Consider the following 22,564-nt stretch of genomic DNA (forward strand, 5'->3'; position numbering starts at 1 on the left):
GGTCTCGGACGGTGGCGAATGAGCCGGTACGCGGTGCGCTGCACGCGGTGTGCGGTCCGCGGTGCGCGGTGTGCGGTGCGCGGTGCGCGGTGTGCGGTTCGCTGCACGCGGTGTGCGGTGTGCGGTGTGCGGTGCGCCGGTCTGATCCGGTGACACCACTGTGTCGGTCCCGCGCCACCTGGTCGATTACGTCACAGGTAATGCCGGGCCCGACTGCCGGGGGCGGCCACCCCCGGCCCTCGTAAGACCCATAAGCCCGCCCCCCACAACCCATACGGCGGCGACCGAAAGGTGCCCCGCGCCCCTCGCCCCTACGTTCGTTGAAAGGCAGACCTAGGGAGCTCCACGGTGACAGAGACGACCGAGCCCGCCGCCGCCCTGCTGCGGGCGGGGAAGTTCTTCCGGCGCGGCGCCACCGCTCCCGACCTGCACAGCGTCGCGCTGACCGGTGGCCGGGACGCGGACGCCTTCTACCGGGACCGCTGGAGCCACGACAAGGTCGTGAACTCCACGCACGGCGTGAACTGCACCGGATCCTGCCGCTGGAAGGTGTACGTCAAGGACGGCATCATCACCTGGGAGACGCAGGCGACGGATTACCCGAGCGTCGGCCCCGACCGCCCCGAGTACGAGCCGCGCGGCTGCCCCCGGGGCGCCGCGTTCTCCTGGTACACGTACTCCCCCACCCGCGTCCGCTACCCCTACCTGCGCGGCGTCCTGTTGGAGATGTATCGGGAGGCGAAGGCCCGTCTGAAGGACCCGGTGCTGGCCTGGGCGGACCTTCAGAGCGATCCCGAGCGGCGCCGGGCCTACCAACAGGCCCGCGGCAAGGGCGGGTTGGTGCGGGCGAGCTGGGACGAGGCCGTCGAGATCATCGCGGCCGCGCACGTCCACACGATCAAGACGTACGGTCCCGACCGCGTCGCCGGCTTCTCGCCCATCCCCGCGATGTCGATGGTGTCGCACGCGGCGGGCGCCCGTTTCATGGGGCTGATCGGCGCACCGATGCTCTCCTTCTACGACTGGTACGCGGATCTCCCCGTCGCCTCGCCGCAGGTCTTCGGCGACCAGACGGACGTACCGGAGTCGGGTGACTGGTGGGACGCCGCGTATCTGATGATGTGGGGCTCGAACGTGCCGGTGACACGGACCCCCGACGCGCACTGGATGGCCGAGGCGCGCTATCGCGGGCAGAAGGTCGTGGTCGTGGCGCCCGACTACGCCGACAACGCCAAGTTCGCCGACGAGTGGCTGCATCCGCACCCCGGCACGGACGGGGCCCTGGCGATCGCGATGGGGCATGTCGTCCTCAAGGAGTTCTTCGTCGACCGCCCGACGGACTTCTTCACCGACTACGTACGCAAGTTCACCGATCTGCCCTTCCTGGTGACGCTGACCGAGCGCGACGGCGCGTACGTACCCGCGAAGTTCCTGCGCGCCACCGACCTCGGTGAGCGCGGCGAAGGCGGTGACTGGAAGACGGCCGTGCTCGACGAGATCACCGGGCGGCCCGCCGTCCCCAACGGCTCGCTGGGCTTCCGCTGGACCGAGTCCGGCAAGGGCCGGTGGAATCTGGAGCTCGGCGACATCGAGCCGCTGCTGTCGCTGCACGGCTCACCGGTCGCGGCGGGTGTCGAGGTGCTGCTGCCCCGCTTCGACACGGAGGGCGGCACGCACGGCCAGGGCCGCGGGGAAGTGGTGCGCCGAGGGGTGCCCGCCACCCGGCTCGGCGGGCAGGACGGACCTCTGGTCACCACCGTCTTCGACCTGCTCCTCGCGCAGTACGGCGTCGGGCGCGAGGGGCTGCCGGGCACATGGCCCTCCTCGTACGACGACGCGGACGCGCCCGGCACGCCCGCCTGGCAGGAGGCGCACACCTCCGTGCCCGCCGCCAAGTGCGTGAAGATCGCACGGGAGTTCGCCGCGACGGCGGAGAAGTCGCGCGGCCGCTGCATGATCCTGATGGGCGCCGGGACCAACCACTGGTTCCACTCCGAGACGATCTACCGCGCCTTCCTCGCGCTGCTCCAGCTGACCGGCTGCCAGGGCCGTAACGGGGGCGGCTGGGCGCACTACGTCGGGCAGGAGAAGTGCCGCCCCGTCACCGGCTGGGCGACGCTGGCCGGTGGCATCGACTGGAGCAGGCCGCCGCGGCAGATGATCGGCACCGCCTACTGGTTCCTCAACACCGACCAGTGGCGTTACGACAGGTTCGCCGCGGACGTGCTGTCCTCGCCGCTGGGCGAGGGCCGCTTCGCGGGGATGACGGGCGCCGACTGCCTGGCCCTGTCGGCGCGCTCCGGCTGGATGCCGTCGTACCCGACGTTCGACCGCAACCCCCTGGACCTCGCGGAGACGACGAGCGATCCGGTGGCCAACGTCGTCGACGAACTGAAGGCGGGTACCCTCACGTTCGCCTGCGAGGACCCGGACGCCCCGGAGAACTGGCCGCGCGTCCTCACCCTGTGGCGCGCCAACCTCCTCGGCTCCTCCGCGAAGGGCGCCGAGTACTTCACGAAGCACCTGCTCGGCACGCATTCGTCGCTGCGCGCCGAGGAGGCGGCCCCGAACGAGCGCCCCTCGTCCGTCACTTGGCGTGACCAGGCCCCCGAGGGCAAGCTCGATCTGCTGGTCTCCCTCGACTTCCGGCAGACCTCCTCCACGCTGCTCTCGGACGTCGTCCTGCCCGCCGCGACCTGGTACGAGAAGCACGACCTGTCGACCACGGACATGCACCCCTACGTGCACTCCTTCACCCCGGCCGTCGACCCGCCCTGGCAGGCCCGCACCGACTTCGACACATTCCGTGAGATCGCGGAGCGCCTCAGCGAGCTGTCCGTGGACCACCTCGGCGTCCGCAGGGACATCGTCGCCACCGCGCTCCAGCACGACACGCCGGGCGAGACGGCGCAGCCCGGCGGGGTCGTCCTTGACTGGCGCAAGGGTGAGTGCGAGCCGGTGCCGGGCCGGACCATGCCGAATCTCGCGGTCGTGGAGCGCGACTACACGGCGGTCGGCGCGAAGTTCGCCGCTCTCGGGCCGCTGGTGGAGCGGCTGGGGCTGCCCGCCAAGGGCATCGCGCTGCTCCCCGACCGGGAGGTCGAGGAGCTGAAGGAACGCAACGGCGTGGTGCTCGGCGGGCCCGCCGACGGCCGCCCCGCCCTGAACACCGCCGTGAAGGCGGCCAACGCCATCCTCGCCCTGTCCGGCACGACGAACGGGCGCCTGGCCACGCAGGGCTTCCGCACCCTGGAGGAACGGACCGGCCAGGAGATGGCGCACCTCGCCGCCGAGCACGAGGGCAAGCGCATCACGTACGCCGACACGCAGGCCGCCCCGGTACCGGTGATCACCTCGCCGGAGTGGTCGGGCAGCGAGTCGGGCGGGCGCCGCTACACGGCCTTCACGCTCAACACCGAGCACCTCAAGCCCTGGCACACCCTGACCGGACGCCAGCACTTCTTCATCGACCACGACTGGATGCACGAGCTGGGCGAGGCGATGCCCGTCTACCGGCCACCGCTGGACATGAACCGTCTCTTCGGCGAGCCGCGCCTCGGACCCGACGGCGAACGCGAGGTGACGGTGCGTTACCTCACCCCGCACAACAAGTGGTCGATCCACTCCGAGTACCAGGACAACCTCTTCATGCTGTCGCTGTCCCGCGGCGGGCAGTCCGTCTGGATGGCACCGCAGGACGCGGACGCGATCGGCGTCAAGGACAACGACTGGATCGAGGCGGTCAACCGCAACGGCGTCGTGGTGGCGCGGGCGATCGTCTCGCACCGCATGCCGGTCGGCACGGTCTACATGCACCACGCGCAGGAACGCACCGTGAACGTCCCCAAGGCGGAGACCACCGGAAAGCGCGGCGGCATCCACAACTCCCTGACCCGGCTGATCCTCAAGCCGTCCCATCTCATCGGCGGTTACGCGCAGTTGTCATGGGCCTTCAACTACCTCGGCCCCACGGGCAACCAGCGCGACGAGGTGACGGTCATCCGCCGCCGCAGCCAGGAGGTCACGTACTGATGAGGGTCATGGCTCAGATCGCGATGGTGATGAACCTCGACAAGTGCATCGGCTGTCACACCTGTTCCGTCACCTGCAAGCAGGCGTGGACCAACCGCGACGGCATGGAGTACGTCTGGTTCAACAACGTCGAGACCCGCCCCGGCCAGGGCTATCCGCGCCGCTACGAGGACCAGGAGAAGTGGCGCGGCGGCTGGGAGCTGAACCGGCGCGGCGCCCTGAAGCTGAAGAACGGCGGCCGCGTCAAGTCGCTCCTGGAGATCTTCTCCAACCCCAAGCTGCCCGAGATCAAGGACTACTACGAGCCCTGGACGTACGAGTACCGCAACCTCACCGACGCCCCGCTCGGCGACGACTACCCGGTGGCCGAGCCCCGCTCCCTGATCTCCGGCAAGCCGATGAAGATCGAGTGGTCGTCGAACTGGGACGACAACCTCGGCGGCACCACCGAGCACGGCCATCTGGACCCGATGGTCGCCAAGGTCCGTCAACAGGCCGCCGACAAGGTGAAGTTCGCCTTCGAGCAGACCTTCATGTTCTATCTGCCCCGCATCTGCGAGCACTGCCTCAACCCGTCGTGCGTGGCGTCCTGCCCGTCCGGCGCGATGTACAAGCGGGCGGAGGACGGCATCGTCCTCGTCGACCAGGACCACTGCCGGGGCTGGCGCAAGTGCGTGACCGGCTGCCCGTACAAGAAGGTCTACTTCAACCACCGCACCGGCAAGGCCGAGAAATGCACGATGTGCTACCCGCGCGTCGAGGTGGGCCTGCCGACGGTCTGCTCGGAGACGTGCGTGGGCCGCCTGCGCTATCTCGGGGTGATCCTGTACGACGCCGACAAGGTGACGGCGGCGGCCTCCGAACCCGACGAACACAAGCTCTACCAGGCGCAGCTGGACGTCTTCCTCGACCCGGAGGACCCCGAGGTGCGCCGCGACGCCGAGCGGGCCGGGATCTCGTACGACTGGATCCAGGCGGCGCGCCGCTCCCCCGTGCACGCCCTGATCAGCACGTACAAGGTGGCGCTCCCCCTGCACCCGGAGTACCGCACCATGCCGATGGTCTGGTACATCCCGCCGCTGTCACCGGTGGTCGACGCGCTGACGGAGACGGGACACGACGGCGAGGACATCGCGAACCTCTTCGGCGCCATCGACACCCTGCGCATCCCCCTCGAATACCTCGCGGAGATCTTCACCGCCGGGGACGTCGGCCCGGTCCGCTCCTCCCTGGAGAAGCTGGCGGCGATGCGCGCCCACATGCGGGCCGTCAACCTCGGCGACACGCCCGACAGCGAGGTGGCGCGGTCGGTGGGGATGACGGGGCCGCGGATCGAGGAGATGTACCGCCTGCTGGCCATCGCCAAGTACGAGGAGCGGTACGTCATCCCGACCGCGGCCGTCGCGGACGCGCGGCGCCTGGAGGAGTCGGCCCTGCCCGAACTCCCGGACTCGTGCAGCCTCGATTACGAGGGCGGCCCCGGCGCGGGCGGCGACGGCCCGTTCGGCCAGGACTCGGGCCGCAGACAGCTGCCGCTGGTCACCGTCGAGAACTTCCACACGCTGCGGGCCCGGCAGACCGCCGACGAGCAGCCGAGCGCGGCCGAGAAGGCCCACGCGGCCGAGAAGGACGCCCAGTGACTCCGCACGCCGTGCTCTACCAGGCCGCCGCGCTCTGCCTCGCCTATCCGGACGAGGAGTTCCAGGAGCGGCTGCCGCTGCTGCGGGCCGCCGCACCGCCACGGCTCGACGACTTCCTGACGTACGCCGAGACCACGCGCCCCCGCGAACTCGCGGCGCACTACGTGCGGGTCTTCGACTTCAAGAACCGCCACAGCCTGTATCTGAGCTGGTGGCGGGAGGGCGACACCCGGCGGCGCGGCATGGCCCTGGTCCGCTTCAAGGAGGTTTACCGCGCGCACGGCCTGGAGTTCAGCGGCGAGGAGTTGCCGGACTTCCTCCCCGCCGTCCTGGAGTTCTCCGCCCGCGCGGGCCCTGTGCTGCTCCTGGAGAACCGCGGCGGCCTCGAGCTGCTGCGGCTCGCGCTCGGCGACTTCGGCACACCGTACGCGGGCGTGCTGGAAGCGGTGTGCGCGAGCCTGCCGGGCCCCACGCCCAAGGACCGCGCCGAGGCGCTCGCGCTCGCCCGCTCGGGGCCGCCGCGCGAGGACGTCGGCCTCGAACCCTTCGCACTCATCGGGGAGCACTGATGAAAACGCTGCTGTGGGGCGCCCTCCCCTACATCGCCTTCGTCCTGCTCGTCGCGGGCACGATCTGGCGCTACCGCTACGACAAGTTCGGCTGGACGACCCGCTCGTCGCAGGTCTACGAGTCCAGGCTCCTCAACATCGCCTCACCGATGTTCCACTACGGCATCCTCTTCGTGCTGGTAGGGCACCTGGTGGGCCTGTTCCTCCCCGAGTCGTGGACGGACAAGGCGGGGGTGAGCGAGCACACGTACCACCTGTTCTCGCTGTACGGCGGCACGACGGCCGGGGTCCTGCTCGTCCTCGGCATCCTGCTGCTGCTCTACCGGCGTCGGACCAACACGCCGGTGTTCCGCGCGACGACCACCAACGACAAGCTGATGTACCTGGTGCTGTTCGCGTCGATCGTCCTCGGCATGGTCGCCAAGCTGCTGCACACGTCGGGCGACGGCTACGACTACCGGGAGTCCATCGCCCCTTGGGCGCGCAGCCTCTTCACGCTCCGGCCCGACATCGACGCGATGGCGGGCGTGCCGGTGCTGTACGAGATCCACGCGGTGGTCGGCATGGTGCTGTTCGCCCTGGTGCCGTTCACCCGCCTGATCCACATGTTCAGCGCGCCGCTCCAGTACCTCTTCCGCCCGTACGTGGTCTACCGCGCCCGGGACCCGGAACGGCTGGGCGCGCGGCCGGAGCGGCGCGGCTGGGAACGGACGGGGTCCTAGGGCCTAGGGCGCCTTGTCCTGACCGTCCTTGCCCTTGTCGTCCTCGTCCACGATCTCGGCGTCCACCACGCCTTCCTCGGCGGCGGAATCGGTGGAGGCACCGGTGGCGGAACCGGTGGAGCCCGTCTGCTCCTGGGCGCCCCCGCCAGAAGCCGCGTACATGGCCTGGCCCATCTTCTGGCTGACCGTCGCCAGCTTCTCGGCGCCGGCGCGCAGGGCCGCCGTGTCGTCGGGGCGATCTTTGAGGAGGCCCTTCAACTCCGTCGCTGCCGCCTCGACTTCACCCTTGGTGTCCGCGGGGATCTTGTCCCCGTTCTCCCGCAGGAACCTCTCCGTCTGGTAGACGAGCTGCTCGGCCTGGTTGCGGGTCTCCGCGGCCTCGCGCCGCCTGCGGTCCTCCTCCGCGTGCTGCTCCGCCTCGCGGACCATGCGGTTGATGTCGTCCTTGGGCAGCGCGGAGCCGCCGGTCACCGTCATGCGCTGCTCGCGGCCCGTAGCCTCGTCCTTCGCCGAGACGTGCATGATGCCGTTGGCGTCGATGTCGAAGGTGACCTCGATCTTGGGGACGCCGCGCGGGGCGGGCGGCAGCCCGGTCAGGTCGAAGACGCCGAGCTTCTTGTTGTACGCGGCGATCTCCCGCTCGCCCTGGAAGACCTGGATGCCGACCGAGGGCTGGTTGTCCTCGGCGGTGGAGAAGGTCTCCGAACGGCGGGTCGGGATCGTGGTGTTGCGCTCGATGAGCTTGGTCATGATGCCGCCCTTGGTCTCGATGCCGAGGGACAGCGGGGTCACGTCGAGGAGGAGTACGTCCTTGACGTCGCCGCGGATCACACCGGCCTGCAGGGCCGCGCCGAGCGCCACCACCTCGTCGGGGTTGACGCCCTTGTGCGGGTCCTTCCCGGTGAGTTCCCTGACCAGCTCGCTCACGGCGGGCATACGGGTGGAGCCGCCGACCAGGATCACGTGGTCGATGGCGGACAGCTTGACGCCCGCGTCCTTGACGGCCTGGTGGAAGGGCTCCTTGCACCGGTCGAGCAGGTCGGACGTCAGCTCCTGGAACTGGGCGCGCGTCAGCTTCTCGGCCAGGTGCAGAGGCCCTTCGGACGACGCCGTGATGTAGGGGAGGTTGATGTCCGTCTCGCTGGAGGAGGACAGCTCGATCTTCGCCTTCTCGGCGCCCTCCCGCAGGCGCTGGAGCGCCATCTTGTCCTTGCCGAGGTCCACGCCGTGCCCGTTCTTGAACTGCCGCACCAGGTGTTCGACGATCCGCTGGTCCCAGTCGTCGCCGCCCAGCTGGGTGTCGCCGTTGGTGGCCTTGACCTCGATGACGCCCTCGCCCATCTCCAGGAGCGAGACGTCGAAGGTGCCACCGCCCAGGTCGAAGACGAGGACGGTCTGGTCGTCGCCCTTGTCCAGGCCGTACGCGAGGGCCGCCGCCGTCGGTTCGTTGATGATGCGCAGGACGTTGAGGCCCGCGATCTCACCGGCCTCCTTGGTGGCCTGGCGCTGGGTGTCGTCGAAGTACGCGGGGACGGTGACCACCGCGTCGGTGACGTCCTCACCGAGGTAGGACTCGGCGTCGCGCTTCAGTTTCTGCAGGACGCGCGCGGAGAGTTCCTGCGCGGTGTAGCGGGTGCCGTCCACGGAGCCGCTCTCCGGGAAGCGCCAGCCGCCGTCGCCCATATGCCGTTTGACGGAGCGCGCGGTGCGCTCCACGTTCGTGACCGCCTGCCGCTTGGCGACCTCGCCCACCAGGACGTCGCCGCTCTTCGCGAAGGCGACGACCGACGGGGTGGTGCGCGCGCCCTCCGCGTTGGCCACGACGGTGGGCTCACCGCCCTCCAGCACGGCCACCACTGAGTTCGTCGTCCCGAGATCGATTCCGACCGCACGTGCCATGGTCCAGTCCCTTCCGCCGAGAGCCCAATGTCCCCGTATCCAGGTCTACTCCGTACTCCATCACAAAACTTGAGCGGGATCTTGTCAATGCCCGGATACGACAATGCCGCCACCCAGCACCCTCTCGGAGGCGGGGTGACGGCATCGTCAGCGGGCGTCGTATCAGGCCAGCTTGGCCGAGAGCGTGATGGTCGTGCCCGTCAGCGCCTGGCTCACCGGGCAGTTGGCCTTGGCGTCCTCGGCGGCCGAGACGAAGGTGGCCTCGTCGATGCCCGGCACGGTGCCCTCGACGTTGAGGTGGATGCCGGTGATGCCGGTGCCCGGCTGGAAGGTCACGTCGGCCGACGTGGTGAGGCGGCTCGGCGGGGTGCCCGCGCCGGCCAGGCCGTGCGACAGCGCCATGGAGAAGCAGCTGGAGTGCGCGGCGGCGATGAGCTCCTCCGGGCTGGTCCTGCCGTTCGCCTCCTCGGCGCGCGACGGCCAGGACACCGCCTGCTCGCCGATGCCGGAGGAGTCGAAGGTGACCATGCCCGAGCCCTCCGTGAGAGAGCCCTCCCAGACCGTGTGCGCGGAGCGCGTGGTTGCCACGATGCAGTTCCCTTCAGTGCGGTTCCGTGATCGGAAGTTCCGTTGCCACCATCCGATCACACTCGGGATGCAAACGGGCCACGGGGCGGACCGAGTTCCGGAGCCGTCAACTTCGGGTTCGGCTCTGTTGCACGATAGTGGCGCCGCATCGCCCGGACGAATGCGTCCGGGCGCCATTGATGAACGGTGACCGCTATAACTGGCCCATGATCTATCACGTAGCCGCTCTCGACGACTGGCTTTCCGACCCGGAGCTGCCTTACGCGCCCGCGTCGTTGGCGAAGGACGGGTCCGTGCACTGCTCGCCCGACGAGGAAGCGATCCTGGCAGCCGCCACCCGCTTCCACAGTCGGACAGCCGGTCCTCTCGTCGCCCTGCTCATCGACGAGAGGAAGCTCGGTGCCGAGGTGAAGTGGGTGGCCCCTGCTGCGGGCTCACCTCTCGCCCAGGGGCCCGCAGTTCTGTTTCCGCGGGTTCTGGGTCCCGTCAACCGGGACGCGGTCGTCGGGCTGATGGAGATCGTGCGCGACGACGAGGGCGGTGCCCGGGAGCTGGTTCCCCGGGGTCCGGCGGAGTGACACAGCGGGGCCGCCGTACTGGTAGCGCGACGAATCCGACGCCTTAGCGCAGTCCGGCACCGGAAAGCCCGGGCTCGGACTCGGACACCGGCCGGTGCGGTGTCGCCCATCTGCCCAGGGCCATTTCGGCCGTGATCCCGGGCCCGAACCCCGCGATGAGCCCTTGCCCTCCGTGCGGCGGGCCACCTTCGGCGAAGAGCCGGGCGAGGGCGTCGAAGATGACGGCACTGGCGATGTTGCCGCGTTCGGTGAGGGTGCTGCGGCTGTGCCTGAACATCCGCGGCGGAAGGTCCAGGAGACGGCCGAGGTCGTCGAGGATACGGGGGCCACCGGCGTGGACGAGGTAGAAGTCGAGGTTGGCGACGTCCCAGGCGTGCGGGGCGGCCATGCTGCGCATGGCCGGCGCCAGTACCCCCATGGTGCCGGGCACACGTTTGTCGAGCTGGAAGTGGAATCCGGTGTCACGGACCGCGTAGGAGATCCATCTCTCGGTGTCGGGGACCAGATGCGAGGCGTTGTGCTCAAGGCGGATTCCGTGTCCGCCCTGACCTCGTACGACGACGGCGGCCATGGCATCACCGAAGAGGCCGTTGGAGAGCAGACTGCCCACGCCGACGTCGGTCGGCTGGTAGAGGAGCGAGCAGAACTCGCACGAGACGATGAGCACGTTGCGCTCGGGATAGGCGGTGCAGAAGTCGTGTGCGCGGTTGACGGCCGCGCCGCCGGCCGCGCAACCCAGCTGCGAGATGGGCAGTTGGCGGGTGTCTGGCCGGAACCGCATGCTGTTGATCAGCCACGCCGTCATCGACGGCATCATGAACCCGGTGCACGACACGTAAATGATCATGTCGATGTCGTGGACCGTGAGTTCCGCGTGTTCCAGCGCGGTCTCGATGACCGGTGGCAGGCGTACCTTGGCCTCCTTCTCGTAGAGGAGGTTGCGTTCCTCGAACCCGGGGTGTTTCAGGGTCGCCTCCAGTGGCTGGAGGAGATGGCGGGTCCGTACTCCGGTGTTGGCGATCAGCCGCAGGGCCAGGTCGAGCTGCGGGTGCCCGGCGTGCAGGGTGCGGGCGAGATGAAGGGTCTGCTCGGCCGTGACGACGTGTTCGGGGACGGCGACATGGGGCCGGCACAGAGTCGGCATGGCGCTCACCACGCGACCGGCAGCGCGAGGGGGTAGCGCCAGATCGACTGGGTGTTCCAGCGCACCTCCTCCACCGGTACGGCCAGGCGCAGGGTGGGGAACCGGGACAGCAGGCCGCCGATCGAGGTGCGCAGCATCAGGAGGGCGAGATGGGATCCCAGGCAGTGGTGCATGCCGTAGCCGAAGGCCAGATGCGCGGGCGGGGAGGGCCGTTCGAAGTCGAGTTCGTCGGGGCGGTCGTACGCCAGTTCGTCGCGGTTGGCGGTGAGATAGGAGACATGGACCGTTTCGCCGGCACGGATCGTCACACCGTCGATGGTGACGTCTTCGAGGGCCACGCGAGGAATTCCGACCCCTTGGCGGAAGGGGACGTAGCGCAGCAGCTCATCGATCGCCTGGTCCAACAGCTCCGGCGCCTCCTGTAGCCGGCCGAGCTGCGCCGGGTGGGTGAGCAGGGTGAAAACGAAGTTGCTGATGTCGTAGGTCGTGGTGTCGTGCCCGGTGACCATCAGCAGCATGGCCAGCACCGCGAGCTCCGCGTCGGTGAGTCTCTCGTCCCCGATCCGGGCGGTCGCGAGCGCGCTGAGCAGGTCCTCGCCGGGTTCGGCGCGTCGACGGGTGGTCAGCTCGTCGAAATAGACGCGCAGCTGCTGCTTGGCGTCGGCGGCGGCGCTCCGGCTGTCGGGGGTCATGGCCATCATCGCCATGGCCCAGGCACGCAGCTGCGGCCGGTCCGGCGCGGGGATGTCGAGGAGCTCGCAGATGGTGGCCAGCGGAAGACGGTCCGCCAAGTGGGAGACGACGTCCGCCGGTGGCCCGGCCGCCTCCATGCCGGCCAGGCACTCGTCCACCATCGCCCGCACCCAGGGGGTCAGCCGGTCGAGCTGGCGGGGCCCGAAGGCGTGCGTCGCGAGCCGGCGGATGCGGTTCAGCACCGGTGGGTCCATCAGGTTGATCGCCTCGCTCTGCGCGATCGGCGCAGGCGTGATCCGTGGAAAGTCCTTGCCCACCAGCGCGGCCCGGCTGAACCGTCGGTCGGAGGTCACCAACTGGACGTCGGCATAGCGGGTCACCAGCCAACATGGGCCGCTGCCGTAGGGCATGTCGACCCGGGCGATGGGCTCCTCCCGCCGCATACGGGTCATGAAGGGGTCGGGCTCCAAAGCCACGTCGTGGCGGAAAAGATAGCCGTGAGTCACGTCAATCAAACGATCGGAAACCGACAACGTCACGGCGCTCGTCACCCGATCCAGCTTCTCCCCCGCCGGGGCCGGCCTTTTCGGTGCCGGGAAGCCCGGGTGGAAACGGGCCGCGCGGGGCGATCCGGCGCTTCGGAGGTGTTCGAGGGAAGGGCGCAGGTGCGCGTCGGCCGATACGAACACATTGTGTAGGCCCTCGCGCCACAGGGGTCCGTGGGGTGCGGGAACAGGCACGTGGCGGGGGTCCTATGGCCGGAATGGCAACTGTGCAAGGCGCGTCCGCGGTGACACTTTGAGGCCCCCTCGCGCACGACGGCGAGGAGATCCTCAGGGGGTATGCCATGGGCGGTCATTCCTTACGTGCCCTGATCCTGCTGTACCCAGGGAGACGCTTCCTTGGGCGCCGTATGCTTCCTGCCAGGTGGCGCGGGGAAGAAGGATGTGACCACCTTTGCCCTCATCTTTGATCGCTCCTGGTGTGCCGGTTCGAGCGCAGGGCGGGATGTCCGTTGACGAGCTGCGGTCTCTGCCCGCGGCGGTCAGCGTGTCGACGGCTGCTCGCGCTCTGGGGATCCGGGCTGACAAGGCGTACGACTTGATCAAGGCGGATGCGTTCCCGGCGAAGCTGATCCCCTTGGGGCGCACGCAGAAGGTGGCGACTGCTTCGCTGTGGGAGGCCTTGAGGGTGTCCTGACGAGGCGCGGCTGACTGGCTACCTGAGTCGCCGAGGGGGGCTTCACCCCCAGGAGGCCCAAGGTCTGCGCAAGGCCGTCTCCCTGCTGTTCGACCAGCACAGCAGGGCCGAGGCATGCCGGTGGATGAATGCCCAGGGGTATCGCACGGCGCTCGGCAACGAGTGGGCCCCGGAGGCCCTGACCCGCGCCCTGAGCCATCCCCGCATGGCGGGACTGGACGAGGACGGCGAGTCCATCGAGGACTTCGGCGAGACGGTACTGACGCCCGATGAGCGTCAGCGGCTTCTCGCCCTGTTCGCCGATAAGGCGGGCCAGCAGGCCGAGCCCCGCGACGCCTTCGACTACTTGCTGAACGAAGGCCGGTCGGAGTGCGGCCGGTGCGACTACAGCATGGTGGGCACGCGTGTCACCAACGGCGGCGATCCGGCTTACCGCTGCCCCCCGCCCCGGGAGGGTCAGGACTCGTGCGGGTGGGTTCGAATGAACGCCGACCGGCTCGAAGACTCTGTGGCCGAGGAAGTTCTCGCGGAGCTGCTGCGGCCGGGCGCCCGAGAGCGGGTGGCTCAGCTGCCGGCCGACTTGCAGGCGGAGGCCGAGCACCTGAAGGCGCACATCGACGGGTCGTCGGAGCGGTTCGGGGAGCTGCGCGAGATGCGCAAGGTGCTGGTGCCGGCCGCCTACGAGGCTGCCGAGAAGGCGACCAAGCAGGACTTGCGCGAGGCGCGGAGCCGTCTGCGCTACCTGGAACAGCTGATCGACGTACCCGTTGAAGGCGTTGAGGACTTGGCCGCCTGGTGGAAGACGGGCGCCGCGGGGCTGGCAGCGGGCGCTGGTCGGCGTCGTGATCGTCAAGGTGCGCGTCATGCCGGTGGGGCGCGGCAGGCACCGCGATCCCAGTGAGCGGATCCACATCGAGTGGCGCTGGGCGCCGCCCGTTTCGGACGCTCAACGCCCGTGATTCGGGTGGCCTGTGGTCCTGCGGTACGGGCCTCTGCTGCGGCATTTCCGAAGCGCGCGGGCGCGCCCGGTGTTACGTCTGCCCGTCCGGCGGCCGCAGGGGCCGCCACAGGGGGGCATGGCAGGAAGTCTTGAATGTGCCTTGTTCGACAGCAGGTCAATGAATGATGACGCCTACATGCCTTCACGTCTTTACGATTCCGCGGCTAGCGAGAGAAAAGCCGCTCACCAATTCTGATCGGGAATACCTCGTCCAGCACTGAACCACCCAGTGAACGGCCGGTATAGCGTTGTCTACCCATTTGCGGGGGTGGGCTGGCTATCCGTCATAGCGGTGACCGCGTCGGCGGCCGTGGGATGGATGGGCAGAAGGGAGTCGACGCCGGTGATGGCGAGCATCCGCATCAGGCGTTGGGGAACATCGGCGAGGCTGAGGGAGCCGCCCGCTGTCTGGGCCGCATGCCAGATCCCGATGAGTGCGCTGAGGCCGGAGGAATCGCAGAAGCCGACCTGCGCCATGTCCAGGGTCAGATGAAGTGGCCCGTGCTGGATGACGTCCAAGGCTTGGGTGCGCAGCAAGGGGGCGGTCCGCACGTCCACGTCGCCGGTGACCGTGGCGAGGGCGAGCTGAGGGAGGGGGTGCTGAACGGTCAGATGGAGCGTGTGGGTCACGTTGGTCATCACTCCTGGCTGAAGTGTTCGGGCGCGGCGGCGGTGTGGGCAGTGGCGGCGATTCGGGTCTCGGGCATGGCTTCGGATGCGGGTACGGACAGGGTCAGCAGAGCCACATCGTCACTGGTCCCCTCAGGCAGCGCCGCCAGCAAGGTGACGGTGTCGTCCACCAGGGCGGTGGCGGTCAGAGGCCCGGTGCGCTGGTGGAGGAAGCCGGTCAGGCCGTCCTCACCGAGCATGGCGCCCTGGGTGGTACTGGCTTCGGTCAGCCCGTCAGTGTAGAAGAACAGGGCCTCCCCGGGAGACAGCGGGAAAGTGCTCTGGGCGAACTGAGCCTCAGGGAAGGCACCGATGAGCATGCCGCCCTTGGGGCGTACTGCCTCGAGCCATACGGAACCCTCGTCGGCCGGGCGCACGTGGTACGCCGGTGGGTGGCCACCGGTGGCGACGGTGACCGTGAAGCCGCCGTCCTCCCGTGGTGTTAGCAGGCCGAAGAGGGCGGTGCAAAAGCGGCTCCCGGCGGTGACGTCGGCGAGCAGGACGGTGTTGAGCGTGCTCAGGACGGTGACCGGATCCGGGTCGATCTGGGCGGCGGCGCGCAGAGTGTGGCGGGCCAGTGCGGTGACGGTCGCCGCTTCGGGACCCTTGCCGCACACGTCGCCGAGGAAGAACGCCCATCGGCGCTCGTCGACGGGGAAGACATCGTAGAAGTCACCGCCGACATCGTGGACGGAGGCGGTGCGGTAGTGACAGGCCAGCTCCAGTCCGGGGACCACCGGAAGCGCCGGAGGCAGCAGCGTGCGCTGGAGAGTTGAGGCGAACGCCGCGATCGCGGCCTTGTCCTTCTCCGCTTGCTCCCGCGCCGCCCGTTCCGCCTCGGCACGCGCTCGTTCCATTTCGGCGTGCCGGCTCTCCGCCGCCCGCCGCTCCTGCTCCTCGCGGAGTGCGCGCAGCGCCGACAACCGCAGCTCCATCTCGTCCAGCACAATCGCGGCGAGGTCGGACAGGGTGGCGGTATCTTCCTTGCTGATGGAGCGTGGTCTGGTGTCGAGCACGTTGACCGTGCCCAGTCGGTGCCCGTCCGGGGTGATGATCGGTGCGGCAGCGTAGAAGCGCACCCCCATCTCTCCGGCGACCAGCGGATTGCCCGCCGCTGCGGGATCACGGAGAGTATCGGGGATGACGAGTGCGTCATCGCGCAGAATCGCTGAGCCGCACAGGCCTGGGTCCCGGCCGATTTCCTTAACACCTTCGAGGCCGTGGGCGGCCTTGAACCAGATGCGGTCGCTGTCGACGATCGTGACCGTGGCCACGGGAACGTCGAAGAGACGGGCAGCCATAGCCGCCACCCGGTCGAACGCGCCATCGGGTGGTGTATCGAGGATGTTGTAACGCCGTACCGCCGAGAGACGCGCCGCTTCCACACCCGGGTCCGGGACCAGCTCGGGACGCCGCCTGGGCACCGGGGCGGCCGCCGGATCGGCCGCCGGATCGGCCGCCGAGGCCTGCTGGGTCATCGGCTTTCCTCTCCGTCGATGGGCCGCCGCGAGCGGCAGTAACCGACGCAGCCTAGATCGAGCGCAGGTCCGAATGCCAATTGTCGGGTACCGGTTCGCTGCGGTGGAGCCGCTGCGGATCACCGGCGTCCGCAGTGGGCCTTGGGTGCCGGGGCGGAGGTGCACGCCTGCACTTCGGGGACGGAAGGGACGAGCGCCTAATACGCTCACCCAACTCTGCTGCCGAAGAGAGCGGTTAACCCAGGTGAAGCGACTCATACCGAGATGCTGGTCACAAAGGTCGAAGAATTCCGCCCCCCTGTTTGGACAGCCGATGGCGGGGCAGACGCGGGAGGCAAGAACGTCGGCGACGAGGTGGGGGCGGGGCGAATGATCACCGTGACGGCCACGGAAGAGACCACGACGCGGACCGGGCAGGACGTGCCCGAACGTCCGTACGTGGACCCGGCGACGGTGGCGCCGCGGGATGCGCGGGTGATCTCCAAGCGTTTCTTCGACCGGCTCGGAGAGCTGGAGGAAGGCACGCACGAGTACCAGTACGTGCGGAACTGCTTGATCGAGATCAATCTGTCCCTGGTGAAGTACGCGGCATCGCGGTTCAAGCACCGGGGCGTGCAGGAGATGGAGGACATCGTGCAGGTCGGCACGATCGGGTTGATCAAGGCGATCGACCGGTTCGAGCTGACCCGTGAGGTGGAGTTCGCCACCTTCGCCGTCCCGTACATCACCGGTGAGATCAAGCGGTTCTTCCGTGACACCAGCTGGGCCGTCCATGTGCCGCGCCGCCTGCAGGAAGCCCGTCTCGAACTGTCCAAGGCGACCGAGGAACTGCGCACCCGCCTGGGCCGCACGCCCACGACCGCCGAACTGGCTGAACTGATGCAGCTGGACCCGGCCGAGGTCAGCGAAGCGCAGAAGGCGTCGAACGGTTACGCCTCCGTCTCGCTGGACGCCGCCCTCAGTGGGAAGGACGACGAGACCGAGTCGGCCCTGGCCGACTTCATCGGCGTCGACGAGGACCGCTTCGACCTGGTCGACAACTTCCACGCCCTGGCCCCGCTGATCGCCGAACTCGACGGCCGCGAGCGCCAGATCATCCACCTGCGTTTCGTCGAGGAGCAGACGCAGTCCCAGATCGGCGAGGTGCTGGGCTGCTCGCAGATGCACGTCTCCCGCCTCATCACCAGGATCGTCGCCAAGCTCCGCACGGGCCTGGTTACCAGCTGACGGTAAGGGTCTGTCGGCAGGAGACGGTCACAGGCTGACGTGTGCTTGTCACTCAGTGGTCCGTCTCGAGTGTTCCCACCTATTGGCACGACGATTTCATCCGGGACAGACTCACAAACCATTCTCACTGGCATTCCCCCCTCTACCTCGGGAGCATGGGCGCCCGATGCGCACCGTCGTCTCGCAGAGCCTGGTCACCGCTTGATCACCTAGGCGCGGACGCGGGCGCGGGGCTGGAGCCTCATGCCCACCGCTTCTCGCATACCCGCCTCGCTCGCTGGTCTTGCCGTCCCCGTCGATGAGCTGGTCCCCTATTACCGCAATCCGCGGACCGGTGACGTCGACTCGAACAGCGAGTCCCTGTCCACGCACGGCCAGTACCGGGCGATCGTCGTCAACCGCGGCACGCTGACGGGGCGCCCGAACGAGATCCCTGCCGGTAACCACACCTACAAGGCGGCCAAGCAGCTTGGCTGGGCCGAGACCGCTGTCACCTGGCTCGACGTGGACGACGAGGCGGCAGCGAAGATCGTCGTCGTCGACAACCGCACCAGCGAACTCGCCGGATACGACACCCTCCTTCTCGCAGACATCCTCCAGAACCTGCCGGACCTGCCGGACCTGCCGGACCTGAAGGGCACGGGCTACGACCAAGACCAGCTCGACCAGCTCCTGGATGAGACCGCGCTCCCCGAGCCGATCGAACTTCCCACCGACGGCGCCGGCACCGGAGCGACGGCCACCGTCGAATACCTGCAGTGGGGCTACCTCCAGTGGTCATCCACGCGCGTGCGCATCACGCAGGCCGAGGTCGAGTTGCTCGATGCCCTGTACAAGGGCCTCGCGGGCGCCCGCCCCGAGGTCGACCGGGTATCTGGCAGGCCCGAGCCGCTCGCGATCGAGCCCGGCACAGTCTTCGCCCTCGACGACGGCGGCCGAGGTCACCGCTGCAACCGTGTCCACGGGGGGCTCTGGCCATCGGCCCAGAGCCCCCTGCCGTGCCTGTGGTCAGGTGAGCGTCAGTTCCACGGTGACGCTGCCGTCCTCGGAGGTGAGGGTGTAGGTGCCGTTACCGGTGAAGGGCTGAGAGCCGCGCGCGAGGTAGTCGTCGCCGTTGCCCATGTCGTACTCGTCGACGTGGGCGCAGACTTCGGTGATGTCGTCGGCACCGAAGGGCAGGGAGATGCTGTTGGTCAGGGTGCGGCGCAGGGGTGTGCTGTTGCCCAGGTTGGCCTGGGTCCAGAGACGGAAGATGGTGCCGTCCTTGGTCTTGAGCCAGATGGAGCCGTACGGATCGGGGTCGGCCTCACCGGGGTTGGAGAAGGTGAAGGTGCAGGATGCCTGTGCCACGGCCGGCTGGTGCCGGGGCAGGTCCTCGGCGGCGGCGAAGTCGGTGCCCTTCAGTCCGGGCCAGCCGTCAGCGATCGCCCTGCCGCTGTGAGTTGTGTTGTTCGTGTTCAGATCGAACCTGATGTACCGGTCGCCCTTGAAGAAATAGACTTTCCGGTCCGTCGCCATTCCCGGCAGGCGCCCCAGGGTCCAGGTCAGGACCGAGGCGTCGAGGTTACTGTCGAATCCGCCGGCCTTCAGTCCCGGCCAGCCGGCGGCGATCTTTTTCGGCCCCGATGTAACTTTGTTGGCACCGAGGTCGAAGGTGACGTACTGATCGCCCTTGAAGAAGTGAATGGCGTACGAGGTTTGCAGGTGTTCCTTGAGTCCGCCCGGTGCCCAGGTGTACAGGACGGTATCCAGGTCGCGATCGAAGCCGGCTTCCTTCAGCCCCGGCCAATGCTCCCCGATGTTGAGCGGGCCCACGTCGATCCGGCTGTGACGCAGGTCGTACCGGATGTACTGGTCGCCCTTGAACAGGTAGGCATAAAATTCCCCGAAGTCGAATTGCCCGGCTCCGAAGATGGTTACAGAGGTGATCGCGTCGAGATTGTCGGCGAACTGTGTGCCGGCCAGGCCGCTCCAGTCCGCGGCCACCTTCGCGGGACCGGTTTTCAGCTTGTCCTCGTCCACGGCGTAGACCGCGTACTCATCCGCGCGGAATAAGGACACCCCCTGGTGCTTGTCACGGTAATCGGTGAGGGCCGCTGTTTGGATCAAGGTTCCTCCTCGGGAGATTGCTGACTGTTGCTCGACGGGCGGATCTCGTGTGGTGCCACAGTCCGGTCCAGCGCACGCTGGATCGCTTTCCGGGCACGGGTCCATACAGTCGGCGCCTTGCCAGACTGCCAACTACACGGAATATCGACAAGGCATGCCTTTCAGCCACTTTCCCGCGCGACACCCGGAGGCGCTGAACTGCTTGGCCGCAATTTTCGTTACTGACTTCGGCCTTTCAAAATCAGCACCCGACGACGTCCTTCCCGACGGAGAGTCGTGCTCCACCCCGGCTTATTGCCCACCCATATTCATGGTCCCGATCATGTCGACCCAGGAGTTCACACGGGTCGGGGCCGCCTGCCGCAGGGTTCATCGCTCGGTTCCGTAGCCTGGGCCACGGCGCGGGGCCGTCGTGGGAGTAGCACCACTTGATGACCCGCAGCATGCCCGCTCCGCGAACCGTGCTCGGCTACCGCCGTGACGGCCGCCCGATCTTCCCTGTCCTCGGCGCCTCCCCGGAAGACCCGTCGAACGATGAGGCCACGGTCAGCGTCAGCCAGAAGCAGCTGAACACGATGATGGCCCGGGAGAAGGACCAAGGCGGCCGTGCAGCGGTCCGCTCCCTGATCGAGAAGCTCGGGTTCTCCAACACGGCGGCACTGGAGGAGTACCTCGCTGGTGTCCGGCAGGCCGAGCAGGACCGGCTGACCGAGACCGAGCGGCGTGAACAGGCCGTCATCGAGCACGAGCAGGCGCCCTCGCTCGGGAGGCTGCGGCTGTCGCTCGTGAGCGGGAGGCAGCGCGTCGCGCCGTGCTGGTGTCAGCCGGCGCTGACCTGGACGACGCCGTGTCATTGCTGCGCATTCCGGACGACGCGAACACCTCAGCCCTGGACGAGGCGGTTCAGGAGCTGAGCCAGCGCCGCCCCGAGCTGTTCGGCTCCCCCGCTCGGGACATCCCCCCGGCCCCCGGTGGCGCTCCGGCGTCGGTTCCGCCGCCGCGCCCCGGCAGCACGGAGCGCCCGCCCGGCGCTGCCGGTCCGGAGATGGCCCGACGCCGAGGCCTGCTGCCCGACACCCCCTAGACCGGCTGGCCGCTCACGGTGAGCGGCTGGCTGAAGTAGGGGACCACGCCCCCTCCTTCTTCTCCTCATGGACCGCACGCACCGCACCTGGTGAGGGCGTGACCGCACCGCACCACCTGGAGAAGACGGCTTGAGCATCCAGCCGTACACCACCACTGTGACGGTCACCGCCGACCGGGACTGGCTCGCCTCCCGCCACGGCACCGACTCCACCGAGACCATCACCCTCGACCTGGCCAAGCTGACCAAGAACGTCCACTACGTCGAGCCGACCGCAGCCCAGCCGCACGGCTTCGTCCGCTCCGGCGTCCCCGTCGGCCACATCACCGCCTCCGGCCTGTACGGGGCGTACGACCCCGCAGCGGACGACGGCCGCGAAGTCCTCGCCGGTCTCGTGTACGTGGAGGCACCCTTCACGCCCGGCGTGACGAAGGTACCCGCGGCACTGCTCTGGCACGGCACCGCCCACACCGCGAAGATCCCCGGCGGCCTCGACCTGCCAAGATCACCCCTCACCCGGCCGGGGCGCAGATCCGCTTCCTCGGGGCGGTGAGCGCGTGAGCGTCGCCGACCTCCTGAACAACGTCTCCGTCACCGACCTGACGGTCTACGCGCGCACCATCCCCAGCCCGGACGACTTCCTGCTCACGCAGAAGGTGTTCCCCGAGGCCCGAGTGCACGACGTAAAGTGGCGCGTGCGGCAGAACAAGCGGCGCGTGAACGCCGCCTCCTACCGCGCCTACGACACCAGCGTGCCCTTCGCGAAGCGACAGGCCACCTCGACTCAAACCGAGGGCACCCTGCCCGCGCTGGGCCAGAAGCTCCTCGTCGGCGAAATGGAGCAGCTGCTCCTGGACGCCGCCCGCGGCGCCGACGAAGACCGGCTCGTAGAGCTGCTCTACGACGACGTGGAACGGCACGTCGAAGCCATCCGCTCCCGCCTCGAACTCGCCGCCGGTGACGTCCTCTTGGACGGCAAGTTCAGCCTGGCCGGGGAGAACGGCCTCACCGTGGAGGCCGACTACGGCGTGCCGGCCGCGAACATGCCGACCGCGCCGAAGCCGTGGTCGGTCCGACCGCGGACCCGATCGCGGATGAGCTGCGGTGGATCGACTACCTCAACTCCATCGGCGCTCCGGCTCCGGAGATGGTGCTCACCTCGCGCAAGGCGTGGTCACACCTGGCGGGCAATCCGGCACCCCGGCCGGTGGGCAGACCCCGACGGCCACGCTGAACCCGCAGCAGATCAACTCGGTGCGCGGCACCTACGGCCTGCCGCCTGTCACGTTCTACAAGGCGCAGGTGTAGCAGGACGACGTATCCAAGCGGGTCCTCCCGGAAGATCGGTGGATCATGCTGCCCCCGGACCGAGCGAAGTGGGGCCAGCCCCAGTACGGCACCACCACAGAGTCCCTCGCCCTCTCCCGTGGCACGAACCCGCAGATCGAGCGGGAATACGCGCCCGGCATCATCATCACCCGCGATGTTGAGGACGACCCGGTGCAGATCAGGACCAAGGGCGCGGCCGCCGCGATGCCGGTGCTGTACTCGCCGGACTGCCACATCACCGCCACCGTCCTGTGAGCGCCGCGGTGAAGTCTCTCGGCGTGCTCGCCGCGACGGTCCACGTCCTCGAACCCGCCGAGCGGATCCCGACCGTCCTCCTGGCCGGGACCGAAGTGACGGATCCGGCCGTGGCCGAGCAGATCACCAACCCGAAGTGCTGGCACATCCCGCCCGACTCGGCAGGTGAGTCCGGCAAGACGGCCCGGAAGCCGAAGTCCGCCTAGCCCCTCTCGCGTGGTGGCCCACTGGAGTCGGGGCATGCGGGCCTGGACAGCCGAGCAGGACTGGCTGACGCTGGAGCGGCTGCCGGCCTACGCACCCGAACTCAACCCGGTGGAACTGCTGTGGTCGGCCATCAAAGCCCGC

The 22,564-nt window shown here is 68.7% G+C and carries 21 protein-coding genes and 1 pseudogene; 14 read left to right on the forward strand and 8 right to left on the reverse strand.

The features are described 5' to 3' along the window. Nucleotides 1–348: 348 nt before the first annotated feature. Genes ACWDVB_RS36435 through narI form a run of 4 tightly spaced genes read left to right on the forward strand, consistent with a single transcriptional unit; the run spans nt 349 to nt 6,963 of the window. The gene (locus ACWDVB_RS36435; RefSeq protein WP_451518642.1) at nt 349–4,032 is read left to right on the forward strand and encodes a nitrate reductase subunit alpha; all 3,684 of its coding nucleotides are present in this window, start codon (nt 349–351) and stop codon (nt 4,030–4,032) included. Next, complete coding sequence (gene narH / locus ACWDVB_RS36440; RefSeq protein ID WP_451518641.1) at nt 4,032–5,672, forward strand: nitrate reductase subunit beta; 1,641 nt, start codon at nt 4,032–4,034, stop codon at nt 5,670–5,672. Before ACWDVB_RS36435 ends, narH begins: the two co-directional genes overlap by 1 nt. Next, nucleotides 5,669–6,241, forward strand: a complete 573-nt coding sequence (narJ, locus tag ACWDVB_RS36445; protein WP_451518640.1) for a nitrate reductase molybdenum cofactor assembly chaperone — start codon at nt 5,669–5,671, stop codon at nt 6,239–6,241. Before narH ends, narJ begins: the two co-directional genes overlap by 4 nt. Beyond that, nucleotides 6,241–6,963 carry a respiratory nitrate reductase subunit gamma gene (narI, locus tag ACWDVB_RS36450; RefSeq protein WP_451518639.1) on the forward strand — a complete coding sequence of 241 codons (723 nt, stop codon included), beginning with the start codon at nt 6,241–6,243 and terminating at the stop codon, nt 6,961–6,963. The genes narJ and narI overlap by 1 nt, the downstream gene beginning before the upstream one ends. Nucleotides 6,964–6,966: 3 nt before the next feature. Here narI and dnaK read toward each other — a convergent pair whose 3' ends face one another. Beyond that, on the reverse strand, nt 6,967–8,862 hold the full coding sequence (dnaK, locus tag ACWDVB_RS36455) for a molecular chaperone DnaK (RefSeq protein ID WP_451518638.1): 1,896 nt from the start codon (nt 8,860–8,862) through the stop codon (nt 6,967–6,969). A 162-nt stretch (nt 8,863–9,024) separates the two neighbouring features. Then, the gene (locus ACWDVB_RS36460; protein ID WP_451518637.1) at nt 9,025–9,450 is read right to left on the reverse strand and encodes an OsmC family protein; all 426 of its coding nucleotides are present in this window, start codon (nt 9,448–9,450) and stop codon (nt 9,025–9,027) included. A 206-nt stretch (nt 9,451–9,656) separates the two neighbouring features. On the opposite strand from ACWDVB_RS36460, the gene ACWDVB_RS36465 reads away from it, so the two are divergent. Further along, the gene (locus ACWDVB_RS36465) at nt 9,657–10,028 is read left to right on the forward strand and encodes a DUF952 domain-containing protein (RefSeq protein ID WP_451518636.1); all 372 of its coding nucleotides are present in this window, start codon (nt 9,657–9,659) and stop codon (nt 10,026–10,028) included. Between the two features lie 43 nt (nt 10,029–10,071). Here the strand turns inward: ACWDVB_RS36465 and ACWDVB_RS36470 are convergent, their stop codons facing one another. Continuing rightward, nucleotides 10,072–11,172: a type III polyketide synthase gene (locus tag ACWDVB_RS36470; protein WP_451518635.1), complete on the reverse strand. Its 1,101-nt coding sequence runs from the start codon at nt 11,170–11,172 to the stop codon at nt 10,072–10,074. Nucleotides 11,173–11,177: 5 nt separating this feature from the next. Further along, entirely contained in the window at nt 11,178–12,317 is a 1,140-nt protein-coding gene (locus ACWDVB_RS36475; protein WP_451518634.1) for a cytochrome P450, read from the reverse strand. Nucleotides 12,318–13,087: 770 nt separating this feature from the next. Here ACWDVB_RS36475 and ACWDVB_RS36480 point away from each other — a divergent pair. Beyond that, nucleotides 13,088–13,966 (forward strand): recombinase zinc beta ribbon domain-containing protein, encoded by an 879-nt coding sequence (locus tag ACWDVB_RS36480; RefSeq protein ID WP_451612029.1) that lies wholly within the window; start codon nt 13,088–13,090, stop codon nt 13,964–13,966. A 351-nt stretch (nt 13,967–14,317) separates the two neighbouring features. Here the strand turns inward: ACWDVB_RS36480 and ACWDVB_RS36485 are convergent, their stop codons facing one another. Together ACWDVB_RS36485 and ACWDVB_RS36490 are read right to left on the reverse strand one after the other, a co-directional pair. Next, a complete protein-coding gene (locus ACWDVB_RS36485) occupies nt 14,318–14,704 on the reverse strand; it encodes an STAS domain-containing protein (RefSeq protein ID WP_451518633.1) in 387 nt (128 codons plus the stop codon). Continuing rightward, nucleotides 14,704–16,212 carry a PP2C family protein-serine/threonine phosphatase gene (locus ACWDVB_RS36490; RefSeq protein ID WP_451518632.1) on the reverse strand — a complete coding sequence of 503 codons (1,509 nt, stop codon included), beginning with the start codon at nt 16,210–16,212 and terminating at the stop codon, nt 14,704–14,706. The genes ACWDVB_RS36485 and ACWDVB_RS36490 overlap by 1 nt, the downstream gene beginning before the upstream one ends. A gap of 369 nt (nt 16,213–16,581) precedes the next feature. Here ACWDVB_RS36490 and ACWDVB_RS36495 point away from each other — a divergent pair, with 369 nt between their 5' ends. Continuing rightward, nucleotides 16,582–17,439, forward strand: a complete 858-nt coding sequence (locus ACWDVB_RS36495) for a SigB/SigF/SigG family RNA polymerase sigma factor (RefSeq protein ID WP_451518631.1) — start codon at nt 16,582–16,584, stop codon at nt 17,437–17,439. 777 nt (nt 17,440–18,216) lie between these two features. Here ACWDVB_RS36495 and ACWDVB_RS36500 read toward each other — a convergent pair. Then, nucleotides 18,217–18,384, reverse strand: coding sequence for a hypothetical protein (locus ACWDVB_RS36500; RefSeq protein WP_451518630.1), 168 nt, complete (start codon nt 18,382–18,384; stop codon nt 18,217–18,219). A 63-nt stretch (nt 18,385–18,447) separates the two neighbouring features. Next, the gene (locus ACWDVB_RS36505; protein ID WP_451518629.1) at nt 18,448–19,548 is read right to left on the reverse strand and encodes a hemopexin repeat-containing protein; all 1,101 of its coding nucleotides are present in this window, start codon (nt 19,546–19,548) and stop codon (nt 18,448–18,450) included. Nucleotides 19,549–19,991: 443 nt separating this feature from the next. On the opposite strand from ACWDVB_RS36505, the gene ACWDVB_RS36510 reads away from it, so the two are divergent. The 7 genes and pseudogenes from ACWDVB_RS36510 to ACWDVB_RS36540 all read left to right on the forward strand — a co-directional run. Then, complete coding sequence (locus tag ACWDVB_RS36510) at nt 19,992–20,462, forward strand: hypothetical protein (protein WP_451518628.1); 471 nt, start codon at nt 19,992–19,994, stop codon at nt 20,460–20,462. 300 nt (nt 20,463–20,762) lie between these two features. Then, nucleotides 20,763–21,185 (forward strand): head decoration protein, encoded by a 423-nt coding sequence (locus tag ACWDVB_RS36515; RefSeq protein WP_451518627.1) that lies wholly within the window; start codon nt 20,763–20,765, stop codon nt 21,183–21,185. Nucleotides 21,186–21,189: 4 nt separating this feature from the next. Continuing rightward, nucleotides 21,190–21,657: pseudogene (locus ACWDVB_RS36520) on the forward strand (major capsid protein); the annotation flags it as partial. Nucleotides 21,658–21,802: 145 nt separating this feature from the next. Then, complete coding sequence (locus tag ACWDVB_RS36525) at nt 21,803–21,940, forward strand: hypothetical protein (protein ID WP_451518669.1); 138 nt, start codon at nt 21,803–21,805, stop codon at nt 21,938–21,940. A 45-nt stretch (nt 21,941–21,985) separates the two neighbouring features. Next, complete coding sequence (locus tag ACWDVB_RS36530; RefSeq protein WP_451518626.1) at nt 21,986–22,216, forward strand: major capsid protein; 231 nt, start codon at nt 21,986–21,988, stop codon at nt 22,214–22,216. 8 nt (nt 22,217–22,224) lie between these two features. After that, nucleotides 22,225–22,422 (forward strand): hypothetical protein, encoded by a 198-nt coding sequence (locus ACWDVB_RS36535; protein WP_451518625.1) that lies wholly within the window; start codon nt 22,225–22,227, stop codon nt 22,420–22,422. A gap of 13 nt (nt 22,423–22,435) precedes the next feature. After that, the coding region (locus ACWDVB_RS36540) for a transposase (RefSeq protein ID WP_451612030.1) at nt 22,436–22,564 on the forward strand (129 nt) is incomplete at its 3' end.

The organism is Streptomyces sp. NPDC003379 (assembly GCF_053589195.1).